Consider the following 13694-nt stretch of genomic DNA (forward strand, 5'->3'; position numbering starts at 1 on the left):
GAGCCATCACCTAGATGGCTCTTTTGTATATTTTGGATAAAAAAGGGTATTTTATTATGAAAGCTAGTCTATTTTTTCAAATTATATCATTAACTAGTAATAAAGAGAGTAGAAAGGATAGAGCGATGTTTGGAGCAATTATACAGCAAATCGTATTAGGTATTTCATTAGCTGCACCAGTAGGGCCGATTAATATTGAAATGTTAAAACGAGGAATTGAACGTGGGTTTTGGCATGCTTGGGTTGTTGGAATTGGTGGAATGACTGCAGATGTTTTATTTATGTTACTCATTTATTTCGGTTTATCTTCTGTGTTTATGTATACATATGTACAAGCCTTCATGTATTGCACGGGTTTTTTCTTGTTATTTTATTTAGGATTTCAAAGTGTAAAACAAGGAATTTTCCACTCGAATATGGAATATAAAAAAGAAGAGGTAGGTGGCCTTAAACAATCGTTTATGGCAGGATTTTTAATTGCGATATCCAATCCATTAAATCTTGTTTTTTGGTTTGGTATATACGGAAGTACACTTAGCTCATTACTTACGAAGGTAACGAAACAAGAAGCTTTTTTGTACAGTCTTTGCATTATTGCTGGCATTATTTTATGGAATTTAAATATTGCTTTTTCTGTACATTTTGGAAGAACTTTATTAAAACCAAAAGCACTTGGCTACATAACAGCTGGAGCAGGTATTATTTTAGTAGGTTACTCTATACATTTTGCATACAAAGCTTTACAGTTGTTCACATAAGATTGAAGGGGAGATTTTTATGTATCGAACCACTATTGACGGAAAAGAAATTATCATTACGTTAGCGCCAAAAATCCGAAAAGAAATTACTGATAGAAATCCACTATATGAAGCGGTATTTCATAATGCTGCAAGATTGCTACAAACAAAGCAACCGACGTTTGCAGTAAATCATGAAATATTTGGTCTCATTATTGGAGAAGTGCAAAGAGGAGAAGTAACAGTGTTTGCAGTGGAACATATTATTCCGAAGCAAAATATATTTGGACCAAATAATTTTTTCTCGACAATAGAACAGCAGGCAAATTTGTAAAGTGAATAGAATAAGAATAGAAAAGAAATAGTCGTAACGATATGTTGCGGCTGTTTTTTGGGAAAAGGGGGAAACAAGATGAAGAAAGTGGGGAAAGAGTTCTTTTTACAACATGATATCGTTATTATGTATAGCATTCTATTTATTTTCATTATTATTTTAAAAATGCAATTTTTCTCTTGGATTGGCATGTTAGCATGTATGTTTGGGATTGTTTTCTATACACTTAATGAATATATGACACATCGTTTTTTATTCCATATAAAGCCACCTAAAAACACATTTCTATTAAAAATGTTAAGAAGATTACATTATGATCACCACGTATATCCAGAGGATTTAAAACTTTTGTTTTTACCTGTATGGTTTAGTATACCTAGTTTTACTATTTATTTGCTTATAGCATATGGTATTACAAAAAGTGTTACTATTACACTTTCATTTGGAATCGGAATGATTATCATGCTGCTCGTTTACGAATGGAAACATTATATTGCCCATAGACCGATTCGTCCCGTCACTAAGTTTGGAAGATGGCTAAAAAAACAACATATATTACACCATTATAAAAACGAAAAGTTTTGGTTCGGTGTTTCAAATCCAGTATTCGATTTTATATTTGGAACACTTAAAGACGGAAAAGATGTTGAGTTAAGCGAAACAGCTCGTAATTTGGAAAAGGAAAAAAAGACAAAAGTAGTGCGTTAAGCACTGCTTTTGTCTTAATGAAGAAAAAAAGTAAGGTGTCACTTTATTTTGAAAAAGTATATTAAAAATTTGGGGGAAATTGCCGAAAAATGTCTATCGAAAAATCTTTGCATGAATGTATGGATTGTCTAAAATGAGTATAAGTTTCTGAATATTTATAAAATTTAGTCTTTAGGTATGCAAGGGGGAAGTGTATTTCAAGTAAGAGAGGGGATCGGTTAATGAAACGAGATGATACGTCAGCACGTAAGTTGCAAAATGAGGTGAATTATACAGAGGTTGTTCAGTCGGAAGAATTTCAATTGTTATTAAATACGAAAAAGAAGTTTATCATTCCAATGAGTATTTTCTTTTTTAGTTTTTTTATCGCATTACCTATTTTAACGTCGTATTCAAAGGTGCTTAATACACCTGCATTTGGTGACGTTACATGGGCGTGGGTATTTGCTTTTTCCCAATTTCTTATGACATGGGCACTATGTATGATTTATAGCAAAAAAGCAGAGTCATTTGATGAAATCTCCCAAAAAATTCTGCAAGATATGCAAAAAAGGAGGGGCTGAACTTGAATACTACTGCATTTGCACTATTTTTAATTATTGTTCTTGGTACGCTCGTCATAACATATTTTGCATCGAAAAAAACGAAAAATGCGAGTGAATTTTATACGGCCGGAGGGGGATTAACTGGTTGGCAAAATGGTTTGGCCATCGCTGGAGATTACATGTCTGCTGCTTCATTTCTTGGTATAGCCGGAGCAATCGCATTAACTGGGTTTGATGGATTCTTTTATAGTATCGGTTTTTTAGTTGCTTATTTAGTTGTACTGTATCTTGTGGCAGAACCGCTTAGAAATTTAGGAAAGTACACTTTGGCGGATATGATTGCAGCACGCTTTGATGCGAAAAAAGTTCGCGGAGTTGCAGCTCTTAATACGATGACGATTTCTATCTTTTATATGATTGCACAATTAGTTGGCGCGGGTGCACTTATTAAATTATTATTAGGGATTGAATATACGACATCTGTATTAATCGTTGGAACACTTATGACGGTGTATGTTATTTTTGGAGGTATGACAGCAACGAGCTGGGTACAAATCGTAAAGGCTGTATTACTTATGGCTGGTACGTTTATTATTTCTGTTATCGTTTTCGCAAAATTCAACTTCAGCGTGACTGAAATGTTCGCTCAAATGAAAACAGCTACACCTTTAAAAGATTCATTTTTAAATCCAGGTGTAAAGTATAAGGATGGTCTTGATACACTTTCTTTAAATTTAGGGCTAGTACTTGGTACAGCTGGATTACCACATATACTTGTCCGATTTTTTACAGTACGTGATGCAAAAACTGCACGTCAATCTGTCGTATATGCGACGTGGTTAATTGGTGCATTTTATATTATGACGATTTTCTTAGGATTTGGTGCGGCAGCGTTTGTAGGAAATGAAGCGATTATTAAAGCAAACCCAGCTGGTAATATGGCGGCACCTTTATTAGCCAAAGCGTTAGGTGGAGACTTCTTATTTGCTTTCGTATCAGCAATTGCTTTTGCAACGATTTTGGCTGTAGTGGCAGGTCTTGTATTAACAGCAGCATCAGCATTCGCTCATGATTTTTATAATGAAATCATTCGTAAAGGAAAATCAACGGAAAAAGAGCAAGTATCCATGGCTCGTTATGCATCTATTGGAGTAGCGATACTATCTATCATACTTGCATTATTTGCCCAAACATTAAACGTAGCATTTTTAGTATCATTAGCATTTGCAGTTGCAGCGAGTGCAAATCTACCAGTAATTTTATTTACAATATATTGGAAGCGTTTTAATACAACGGGTGCTATTTCGGGTATGATTGTAGGTCTCGTATCAGCAATTGTTCTCGTAGCGTTGAGTCCGAATGTTTGGAACCCTGTAGCTGGAAAAGCTATTTTTGTTGGGGAAGCGTTATTCCCATATACGACACCAGGAATTATTTCAATTCCACTCGGATTTCTTGCAGCATATTTAGGAACGGTTTTATCTAGTAAGAAAGAAGATGAAGCGAAATTTGATGAAATTCTAGTGAAATCTAATACTGGTCATGGCATTAGCGATGCGTCTTCACATTAAATAAAAGAGGAGCTTTTCGATAGATAAGAAAAGCTCTTTTTTCTTTTGTCATTTTCTTGTAAATATTACTGATTTGTAAGTAGGATTTGTCTTAATTTTGTGGAATGAAAATAGCAGGGAGAAATTTAAGTCATCATGGCACCAGCGCAGCTTTTGTGAAAAATAAGTTGTTATGGAAGGTGGAAGTAATGATGAAAACGAAGCAAACTGATGAATTATTAGCAAAAGATGAGCAATATGTTTGGCACGGAATGCGTCCTTTTAGTCCAAATAGTACAATGGTAGGGGCAAAAGCTGAAGGGTGCTGGGTTGAAGATATACAAGGAAAAAGATATTTAGATGGTATGAGTGGCCTTTGGTGTGTGAATAGTGGATATGGAAGAAAAGAGCTCGCAGAAGCGGCTTATAAGCAATTACAAACATTATCATACTTTCCAATGTCACAATCCCATGAGCCAGCTATAAAGCTTGCTGAAAAGTTAAATGAGTGGCTTGGGGGAGAGTATGTTATTTTCTTCTCAAATAGTGGTTCAGAAGCGAACGAAACAGCTTTTAAAATAGCAAGACAATACTATGCTCAAAAAGGTGAACCACATCGTTATAAATTTATGTCACGTTACCGTGGGTATCACGGGAATACAATGGCGACAATGGCAGCGACGGGACAAGCGCAGCGTAGATATCAATATGAGCCGTTTGCTTCAGGTTTTTTACATGTAACACCACCGGATTGTTACCGTATGCCTGAAATTGAAGGACAGCATATTTATGATGTAGAATGTGTGAAAGAAGTCGATCGTGTTATGACGTGGGAATTAAGTGAAACAATTGCTGCGTTTATTATGGAACCTATTATTACAGGCGGGGGCATATTAATGCCACCACAAGACTATATGAAAGCTGTTCATGAGACGTGTCAAAAACACGGTGCCTTGCTTATTAGTGATGAAGTGATTTGCGGTTTTGGACGTACAGGAAAAGCATTCGGATTTATGAATTATGATGTGAAGCCAGATATTATTACAATGGCAAAAGGTATTACGAGCGCATATTTACCATTATCTGCAACAGCTGTGAAAAAAGAAATATATGAGGCTTTTAAAGGTAAAGGAGAATATGAATTTTTCCGCCATATTAATACATTTGGTGGAAATCCAGCAGCTTGTGCATTAGCACTTAAAAATTTAGAGATTATGGAAAATGAAAATTTAATTGAGCGATCTGCACAAATGGGTTCCCTTTTATTAGAGCAACTAAAAGATGAAATTGGGGAACATCCACTTGTTGGGAATATTAGAGGAAAAGGTCTATTAGTTGGGATTGAATTAGTAAATGATAAAGAGACGAAAGAGCCAATTGATAATGATAAAATAGCAAGTGTTGTAAATGCTTGTAAAGAAAAGGGCTTAATTATAGGACGAAACGGTATGACAACAGCAGGATATAATAACGTTTTAACATTAGCGCCGCCTCTTGTTATTTCAAGTGAAGAGATTGCTTTCGTTGTTGGAACGTTGAAGACAGCGATGGAGCGTATTTAATAAATAGAGAGAGGAGCGAGCTGTAATATAAGGCTCGCTCTTGTTTAGTAGGAGGGGACTTTTAATGGAGAAATATGATCCTAACAAACATTATCACATCGGATATTATGAAGACGGATATGATTTAGAAGTGACGGCGTACAAAAGAATAAATGAACCAGTTTGGGATGCTTATATTCCGCACTATGAGGCAGACGATTTTTATAAGAAAGTGGAGGGAATGAAGCTAGGTAAATATATAGATGATTATGGCATTATGGTGTATTCATTTGGGAATGATATTGATGATGAAGCACGAATTATTTTTGAAAAATGGTTAAAAAAGAACGGGATTGTTTAAAGATAAAACAAAAAGGAGATTGCTATCTTATAAAATAGCAATCTTCTTTTATTATAGTAAATTTATTTACTTGCTTTCATTGCTTTATCTTTTGCACCAAAAGTGTATTTTAACATTGGTGGTGTAATCATTGTAGTTAAAATAACGACAATAACGATTGCTGTAAAGTAATCTTGTGCCAATAGACCTGAAGAAAGTCCTGTTCCTGCGATGATAAGTGCAACTTCACCACGAGAAACCATTCCAGCACCGATAATTGCAGAAGACTTAGCGTCAAATCCAGTCATTCGTGCACCGAATCCACAGCCGATTAATTTCGTTAATACAGCGATAACAGTTAATGCTAAGATGAACCAAATTTGATTGCCGATACCGTCAAATGTAATATTCATACCGATACTAACGAAGAATACGGGAACGAACATAGCGTAAGCAATTGGTTCTACTTTCTTTTCTACTTCATGTTTGTAGTTTGTTTGAGAAATTGCAATACCAGCAGCGAAAGCACCGATAATACCAGCAATTCCTAATAATTCGCCGAAATATGCGAATGAGAAACAGATGATAAGAGCCGCGCTCACGATAGACTCAGATACGCGCAGTGGTGATAACCAGCGCATAATCGTAGGAACACCTTTCCATCCGATTAAAATAATAGAAGCGAAGAATACTACTTTCTTCAAGATAACCATTGTTAAGTTAACATCATCAGTACCTAAGAAGCTCATTGCAAATGCTAATAAAATAACAACAAGAATATCATCAAATACAGCGGCTCCAAGCATCGTCGTACTTTCACGTGTTTTCATTTTACCTAAATCACGAAGTGTTTGTACGGAAATACTAACACTTGTCGCACATAGAAGTAATCCTAAGAATACAGCGTTTCCTTGTTCCATTCCCATCACAAGACCGGAAATGTAACCACCTACGAATGGAAGAATGATACCTCCGAGTGCAACTGCTAAAGAAGAATTACGATTTGCGTTTAATTCTTCTAAGTCTGTTTCAAGTCCAGCCATAAACATTAAAAGAATAACTCCGACATTACTTAATTGAGTTAGAAGCTCTGAATTTTCAATCCAACCTAATACAGCTGGACCGATAACGATACCGACAATTAATTTACCTAGTACAGAAGGTTGACCTAATCTAACACTAAGATCACCAGCAAGCTTTGTACTTAATAAAATAAGTGCAATTTGAAAGAAAAATTCGAATTCCATCCGATCCTCTCCTCGTCATTTTTAATTTTATCATACGATTTCTCGGAATTTGCCTAATGAAAATATGTAAAACCCATTAAACAAAAGGGTCTTATTACAAGTTCTTTTGAACTCGTAATTTGAACCTGTAATTAATATATAATAAAATTTATTAAAAATCAATGAAAAAATAGCAGATTTTCATGATGGAATTTGATTTAGGTATGAAGGGAATGGCTATATAATAAGAAGAAATAAGGCAATATTTTTAATGAATTGGAGAAGGAAACATGTTATTAAATAAACGCTTTACAATTGGAGAAATGGCAAAAATGCATAATATCGCAGAATCTACATTGAGGTATTATGATGAAAAAGGAATTTTTCATCCGTCCATTGTTGATCCTCAAACGAATTATCGTTATTATACAATCGATCAATTTTCACTGTTAGATACGATTAAATTTTTACGCCAGTTAAATATTCCGTTAAAGGAAATTAAGAAATATATTGATGAAAGAAATCCAACATACGCACTCAATTTACTGGAAAAACAACAAGAAATGATGCTGAAGAAACAAAGAGAAATTGAATATGCCTTAGCAAAAATGGAACATAGAATTCATTTAATTAAGGAAGCAACAAAAGCAAAAGCTGAACAAATGGTAATTAAAGAGATTCCGCAGCGGAAAATTACAGCAATTGCGGTTGCTCCAAATACGACGGATGATATGTTTGAGTACTACATCCATTCGTTGCAAAAAAATATGAGGCAAATGGATGATAGTTTATTTTCTGGAGATATTGGTGTAACTGTTGCGAAAAAAGGATTAATGCAAAATGAGTTTCAAGCATATAGTAGTGTTTTCATTCTTTTGGATTACATGCCCTTTCAAGTGAATAGTTCAGATGAAATTAAAGCAGGTATATTTGCCTGTGTATATCACCACGGGCCATATGAAGAAACTGATGAAACATATAAGAAATTAATAAAATATATTGATCAAGAAGGATATGAAATAGATGGAGATTCGATTGAGATTGCATTAATTGATTGGTCTGTAACAGAAAATCCAGAGGAGCAAGTAACAGAAATTCAAATTCCTATAATGAAAAAACAAAGCAATAAGTTATAGGACTCGTATAATTACAAATGAGCATCAAACGCAATAATTAAGTTACCTATTTTTTAATTCACTATTGACCTTCAAGTTACTTGAAGGTTTAAACTGAGGAAAGAGAGTTGAAAAAAGGAGCATATTAGAGTATGGAAGCAACAGAAAAATTAAGAGAAAAACCCATAAAAAGTTTATTTATTTCTTATTTAATACCAGCTGTTCTAGGAATGGTATTAATGTCAGTTAATATTGTAATTGATGCGGTCATGATTAGTAGAGGAGTTGGGGCGAACGGTTTAGCAGGAGTAAACGTGGCTATTCCAGCGTTTTCGATTTTTTTCTCTATTTCATTATGGATCGGAATGGGCGGGGCAACGTTATATTCCATTGCATTAGGTGAAAATAAACGAGAAAGAGCAAGGTCTATTTTTACTCAATCCATGACGGTAGCAGTTGTTATCGTAGGTGTTTTAGCGGCTATTTGTTTATGGAGAATAGAAGATTTAGCGTACTTATTTGGTGCAAATGAAGTGATTTTACCATATGCGTTAGACTATTTACACGTATTATTAACATTTGGAATGATATACGTTTTAGAAAATATTTTAAGTACATTTATACGAAATGATGGAAATCCTAATTTAGCAATGGCAGGTCTTGTTGTAACGGCTGTATTAAATATAGTATTTGACTATATCTTTATTTTTATCTTTGGATGGGGGGTAACAGGTGCTGCTTCAGCGACTATTCTTTCGGCAGCGATTGGTTTCCTTGTATTATTAACTCATTTCTTTAGAAAAAGTAGTATTTTAAAATGGACGAAATTCCATTTTGAATGGGATACTGTCAAACAAATTATGGTGATTGGTTTCCCAAGTTTTACAGCAGAAAGTACGGTTGCAATCGTAACGATTGGTTTTAATATCGCATTCGTCCAATATGCAGGAGAAGTAGGAGTAGCTTCCTATGCGATGGTGAATAGTATTCATGCAATGGCATTACTATTATTCTTCGGTGTAGGTGCTGCATTGCAACCGATTGCTAGTTTCCATTACGGGGCAAACTTATCAGAAAGATTGCGTGAAGGATTGCAGTTTGCTGTGAAAATTGCTGTTGTACTTGGGGGCATTGCGATAATTGTCGGATTATTCTTCGGGAAATATATCATTGGTCTATTTGATGTCCAATCTCCAGAATTATTGGAGTTAACATTAACGGGTATTAGCTTATTCTTTATTCAATACGTATTTTTAGGCTATAACATTGTGTATGGAGAGTACTTCCAATCAGTGCGACAAACGAAGAAATCAGTACTGATTATAATGAGCCGAGGGTTACTATTTATCATTCCATTGTTATGGATTATGCCGAAATTATTTGGGATAAACGGAATTTGGCTCGTTATGCCAGTTGCTGAAGTAATGACAGCAATTATCGTATTTACGATGAATCGTATGAAACATCCTGTTCCATTAAATATGGCAGGAGAGAAAGAAGCGATATGATGAAGAAAATCCCCTTAAGCAATTAAGGGGATTTTTTTATTCCTTTAAACTAATCGCAAAAGATCCATCCGTTTCTTGAACAGAAGCGAAAGCAACGTTTTTAATATTTGTAATTCCTTTTTCTTTTAATTCTTTATATAACCATTTTTCATCTTTATGGATTAACTTTAAGTTATCGTATTGAATTTGTGAATCGACGATAAGTGCAATTGGTAATCCAGCATACTTAACATCTATGTTTAAATCTTTTGGAGTTAATGGTACAAGTTCTCTTTTTGGTAAAATACTAATAGCTCCGTTCGCTTCTAAAATGGCGTATTCAATTTCATGAACACTCGGATATCCTGCAACGCGAAGATTAGAAAGTAGTTCGGCAATGGGATATCTACTTTTTTGTAAGTTCTCAAAAATAATATCACCATGTTTAATTAAAATGATAGGGTGTCCGAGAATAAAACGATTTAGTTTGTTGAATAGGCTTAATTTTGTAAGGAGTAAATGTAAACATGTAATAACAACCATACCAAGAAATGCTTGTAAAGCACCAGAGACGGGTATGGCCTGGAAAGCTAAATAAGATAAAAAGATTATAGCCCCAAAATCATGAGGAGTTAGTTGTGCTAACGCGGATTTACCGAGTAACTTAAGCGATAGTAAAAATAAGATGAAAAAGAACGACACGTTACATAAAAAGAGAAGCAATAGAGACACTCCTTGGTGTAAAGTTGTACTTACTATTCCCGAAAGTAATATAAATATTACCTTTCAGAGGATAATTTAGGGTTTATTGGAATTTGTCTGTATACAAACAAATAAATGGATATTATCATGAAGGAAGTAAAAGAAAATAGGAGTATATGAGTATGAGAAAGAAGAAAATAATAAAGTGTATTTTAGTTGTTATAATGATTTGCGCCGTATATGCGGGGTTTTTACAATATCACATTTATAAGCATGGACATATGAATGCAAGTGAAGATGCTGAGTACATAATTGTACTAGGATCGAAAGTAAATGGAACGAAACCATCTTATTCATTGCAATATCGTATTGATAAAGCAGCTGAATATTTAAAATCACATGAGAAAACAATCGCTATCGTATCTGGAGGACAAGGAAAAGGTGAAGACATTTCAGAAGCATTAGCAATGAAACAAGGACTAATAAAACAAAACATCGCAGAAGACCGTATTATAATGGAGGACAAATCTACGAGTACAGATGAGAATATTACATTCTCAAAACCGTTAATTCCAGCCGATATGAAAAAAGGTATGATCGTAACAAACGATTTTCATATGTTTAGAGCGAAAAAAATAGCTGCCAAACAAGGTTTACAATTAGAAGGTCTTCCGGCAAAAACACCGAGACCAATCATCATTCCATCGAATGTACGAGAATATTTAGCCATTACACAGTATTGGTTTATGAATCGAATATAGTGAAAGTGATCCCGTCTGAAACTTCAGACGGGATTTAATTTGAGGAAAATCTTACAAATATGTCACGTTAGTGAAAGGTAAAGCGATAGTTTCTAGAATGATTTCCTGACATAATGAAAGTAACAAAAACTATTTAGAGGTGAATCGGATGAAAGGAAATAATATTTTATCTTCGTTATGTTACTTTAGTATCTTTTTTGCACCATTTTTACTACCAATTATCGTGTACTTTGTTGCAGAAGATGAAGTGAAGTATCACGCGAAAAAAGCATTTTGGTCACATGTTTTCCCATACGCAATCTTATTTGGAGGACTAGCAGTATCAGGAATGTACGGTTTAGGTTTCAATCAATCTGACGGTGCTGGAATTGGAATGATTATCACATATACAGTGTTCATTCTTGTAGGAATTTACTACTTCATTTGGAATATCGTAAAAGGTATTAAAGTCTTGAAAACGGCGTAATAAGACAAGAAAAAATTTCATTTAAATTACCGTTAATATAATTTCATTTACCGTATTCATAGACGTTTTAAAAAAAGAGCAATTCAAAAAGAATTGCTCTTTTTTTGCTTATAAGTTGTGAATATTGAAAAAGATGTGTTAATTTTTCATTATGAAGAGAAAAAGGAGTGATTTTCATGAATGAGATAATACATAAGATAGAGCAACACGTTTCAGTTCGTAAATATAAAGAAGAATCAATTCCGAAAGATGTAGTAGAAAAAATGGTGCACGCTGCACAGCATGCGGCTTCATCACATTTTGTACAGGCGTATTCTGTCATATATGTAACAAATCAGGAATTAAAGGCTAAATTAGCAGAGTTATCCGGAAATCGCCATGTGAAAGACTGCGCAGCATTCTTTGTTTGTTGTGCAGATTTAAAACGACTTGAAATTGCATGTGAAAAACATGGTACAGAGATAAAGCATGAAGGGGTGGAAGACTTTATCGTTGCGACGGTAGATGCTTCACTTTTTGCGCAAAACTTAGCGTTAGCAGCAGAGTCATTAGGATACGGTATTTGTTATATTGGTGGTATTCGTAATAATTCGAGAGAAGTGAGCGAATTGCTTCATTTACCAGATAAAGTATATCCTGTATTCGGAATGACAGTCGGTGTACCAGATGAAGAACATGGAGTTAAACCACGCTTACCGGTAGCAGCGGTTCTTCATGAAAATGGATATGATGAAAAGAAATATGATGAATTATTAAATGAATATGATGAAACGATGAACTCGTATTACAAAGAAAGATCATCAAACAAGAAAAGCGTAACATGGACGGAATCAATGAGTTCGTTTATGTCTAAAGAAAAAAGAATGCATATGAAAGAGTTTTTAAGTGAAAAAGGATTAAATAAGAAGTGAGTAAAAGGGCAAACCTGAATGCGGGTTTGCTTTTTTTGAAAGGAGAAATACCTAAGATCAGAAAGTTGTCTATTCTTTCTGATCTTAGGTATTTCGTTTGTTATCATATACATAGAAATAAAAGTTAATAAATTTTTACAAAAGTGATAGAAAATGAGAATGAAATACCAATAGTAAGTAAAGGCAGCTGCTAAAGGGGAACTGAGGAAGGAAGATGCATATGATTTTCGATTCTGAAGAGGATTTAATTATAGCTATGAAAAAACATGATCAAGATGCTTTGAAAGAAGTGATTGATCAATATGGAAAATTAATTTTATACATTATTCATAAATCATTAAGTACCCCTACTGAAAAACAATATGTGGATGATTGTTATAACGATGTATTTACTGTTATTTGGTTTAATATCGACCAATTTGATACAGAAAAGGGAAACTTAAAATCTTGGATGATTGGTATTACTAAATTGAAGGCATTGGAATATAAAAAGAAAGTATATAAAGAGAATAAAATCGATAAGGACGTAGAAATAGATACAAGTGTCCATGATAGGTATGAAATAGAACAAGAAGAAGAGATTATGGAAATTGTTCAAGATTTAAATAAGAAAGATCGATATATCTTTTTAAAGAGGTATATTGATGGGTATTCCATTGACGATATTGCAAAAGAATTAAAAGTAACGGCAGATTATATATACAATCGAATTTCTCGTGGGAAGAAAAAACTTCAAAAACTGTGGAAAGGGAGTGTGTAATATGGATAAAAGATTATTATCGATGTTAAATGAGCTCCAATATTCAGAGGAAGAAATTACACGTTTAGAGAAAGAAGCGAATGAATCTATAAATATAGATAAGTATTATGTGAAAAACGGGGAGTTATTGAAGAAATTAACGGTGCAAATGTTGGAAGAATCAGTTCGGAAAGAGTTGCAAGAAGGAGAGGAAATACAATGTGAAATATTAGTGGAAGAAGGAAGTCTTGTAAATTCTAAAGTTATACCTAATATATTAACCACAGGTGCTACATTTTATTATTACATTGTTTTAACTAATACAAGGTTACAAATTATAGCGTTAGATTGTTATTTTAAAAAGTTAAATGAATACAGTGTATTAGTAAACTCAATTCAAGCAGTTTCGCAACATAAAAAAATGAAAAATGTATATGGAATTAAAATAAATAACAATTGAGGGTGTTGCAAAACTAAAATAAATATGCAATGTTATGAATCAGAAAAACTAGCTGAACATGCAATAGATAGC

Annotated in this window: 15 protein-coding genes and 1 pseudogene; 14 read left to right on the plus strand and 2 right to left on the minus strand. The window is 33.9% G+C overall.

Annotation, left to right across the window (positions count from 1 at the left end; all coding sequences use genetic code 11):
* The first annotated feature begins 14 nt into the window (after window positions 1-14).
* The 7 genes from ACQRBL_RS07800 to ACQRBL_RS07830 all read left to right on the plus strand — a co-directional run bounded on the left by ACQRBL_RS07800 (window position 15) and on the right by ACQRBL_RS07830 (window position 5776).
* Window positions 15-758, plus strand: a complete 744-nt coding sequence (locus tag ACQRBL_RS07800) for a LysE family transporter (protein ID WP_113304022.1) — start codon at window positions 15-17, stop codon at window positions 756-758.
* A gap of 19 nt (window positions 759-777) precedes the next feature.
* The gene (locus ACQRBL_RS07805; RefSeq protein ID WP_000286361.1) at window positions 778-1071 is read left to right on the plus strand and encodes a hypothetical protein; all 294 of its coding nucleotides are present in this window, start codon (window positions 778-780) and stop codon (window positions 1069-1071) included.
* Window positions 1072-1149: 78 nt separating this feature from the next.
* The gene (locus tag ACQRBL_RS07810; protein WP_063546957.1) at window positions 1150-1779 is read left to right on the plus strand and encodes a sterol desaturase family protein; all 630 of its coding nucleotides are present in this window, start codon (window positions 1150-1152) and stop codon (window positions 1777-1779) included.
* A gap of 221 nt (window positions 1780-2000) precedes the next feature.
* Window positions 2001-2342, plus strand: coding sequence for a DUF485 domain-containing protein (locus tag ACQRBL_RS07815; protein WP_000817367.1), 342 nt, complete (start codon window positions 2001-2003; stop codon window positions 2340-2342).
* A 2-nt stretch (window positions 2343-2344) separates the two neighbouring features.
* Window positions 2345-3895 (plus strand): solute symporter family protein, encoded by a 1551-nt coding sequence (locus tag ACQRBL_RS07820; RefSeq protein WP_001098240.1) that lies wholly within the window; start codon window positions 2345-2347, stop codon window positions 3893-3895.
* A gap of 191 nt (window positions 3896-4086) precedes the next feature.
* The gene (locus tag ACQRBL_RS07825; protein WP_000850962.1) at window positions 4087-5436 is read left to right on the plus strand and encodes an aspartate aminotransferase family protein; all 1350 of its coding nucleotides are present in this window, start codon (window positions 4087-4089) and stop codon (window positions 5434-5436) included.
* A 64-nt stretch (window positions 5437-5500) separates the two neighbouring features.
* On the plus strand, window positions 5501-5776 hold the full coding sequence (locus tag ACQRBL_RS07830) for a DUF3986 family protein (protein WP_061660304.1): 276 nt from the start codon (window positions 5501-5503) through the stop codon (window positions 5774-5776).
* A 62-nt stretch (window positions 5777-5838) separates the two neighbouring features.
* Here ACQRBL_RS07830 and ACQRBL_RS07835 read toward each other — a convergent pair whose 3' ends face one another.
* Entirely contained in the window at window positions 5839-7002 is a 1164-nt protein-coding gene (locus ACQRBL_RS07835; RefSeq protein WP_411996287.1) for a cation:proton antiporter, read from the minus strand.
* Window positions 7003-7271: 269 nt separating this feature from the next.
* Between ACQRBL_RS07835 and ACQRBL_RS07840 the strand changes: the two genes are divergently transcribed.
* Together ACQRBL_RS07840 and ACQRBL_RS07845 are read left to right on the plus strand one after the other, a co-directional pair.
* Complete coding sequence (locus ACQRBL_RS07840) at window positions 7272-8117, plus strand: MerR family transcriptional regulator (protein ID WP_000925940.1); 846 nt, start codon at window positions 7272-7274, stop codon at window positions 8115-8117.
* A 131-nt stretch (window positions 8118-8248) separates the two neighbouring features.
* On the plus strand, window positions 8249-9604 hold the full coding sequence (locus tag ACQRBL_RS07845; RefSeq protein ID WP_000388396.1) for an MATE family efflux transporter: 1356 nt from the start codon (window positions 8249-8251) through the stop codon (window positions 9602-9604).
* Between the two features lie 36 nt (window positions 9605-9640).
* Here ACQRBL_RS07845 and ACQRBL_RS07850 read toward each other — a convergent pair whose 3' ends face one another.
* Complete coding sequence (locus ACQRBL_RS07850; protein ID WP_000923922.1) at window positions 9641-10306, minus strand: DUF421 domain-containing protein; 666 nt, start codon at window positions 10304-10306, stop codon at window positions 9641-9643.
* Between the two features lie 161 nt (window positions 10307-10467).
* Here ACQRBL_RS07850 and ACQRBL_RS07855 point away from each other — a divergent pair, with 161 nt between their 5' ends.
* The 5 genes and pseudogenes from ACQRBL_RS07855 to ACQRBL_RS07875 form a co-directional block, all read left to right on the plus strand.
* The gene (locus ACQRBL_RS07855; protein WP_001227658.1) at window positions 10468-11046 is read left to right on the plus strand and encodes a YdcF family protein; all 579 of its coding nucleotides are present in this window, start codon (window positions 10468-10470) and stop codon (window positions 11044-11046) included.
* 148 nt (window positions 11047-11194) lie between these two features.
* The gene (locus ACQRBL_RS07860; RefSeq protein ID WP_063546959.1) at window positions 11195-11512 is read left to right on the plus strand and encodes a DUF4870 domain-containing protein; all 318 of its coding nucleotides are present in this window, start codon (window positions 11195-11197) and stop codon (window positions 11510-11512) included.
* A 176-nt stretch (window positions 11513-11688) separates the two neighbouring features.
* Window positions 11689-12423: an oxygen-insensitive NADPH nitroreductase gene (nfsA, locus tag ACQRBL_RS07865; RefSeq protein ID WP_411996286.1), complete on the plus strand. Its 735-nt coding sequence runs from the start codon at window positions 11689-11691 to the stop codon at window positions 12421-12423.
* A 214-nt stretch (window positions 12424-12637) separates the two neighbouring features.
* Window positions 12638-13183 carry a sigma-70 family RNA polymerase sigma factor gene (locus tag ACQRBL_RS07870; RefSeq protein ID WP_003274080.1) on the plus strand — a complete coding sequence of 182 codons (546 nt, stop codon included), beginning with the start codon at window positions 12638-12640 and terminating at the stop codon, window positions 13181-13183.
* Window position 13184: 1 nt separating this feature from the next.
* A pseudogene (locus tag ACQRBL_RS07875) lies at window positions 13185-13616 on the plus strand (sigma-70 family RNA polymerase sigma factor); the annotation flags it as partial.
* Between the last annotated feature and the right edge of the window lie 78 nt (window positions 13617-13694).

The sequence above is a fragment of the Bacillus sp. AF62 genome, from assembly GCF_050312695.1.
GTDB classification, from domain to species: domain Bacteria; phylum Bacillota; class Bacilli; order Bacillales; family Bacillaceae_G; genus Bacillus_A; species Bacillus_A cereus.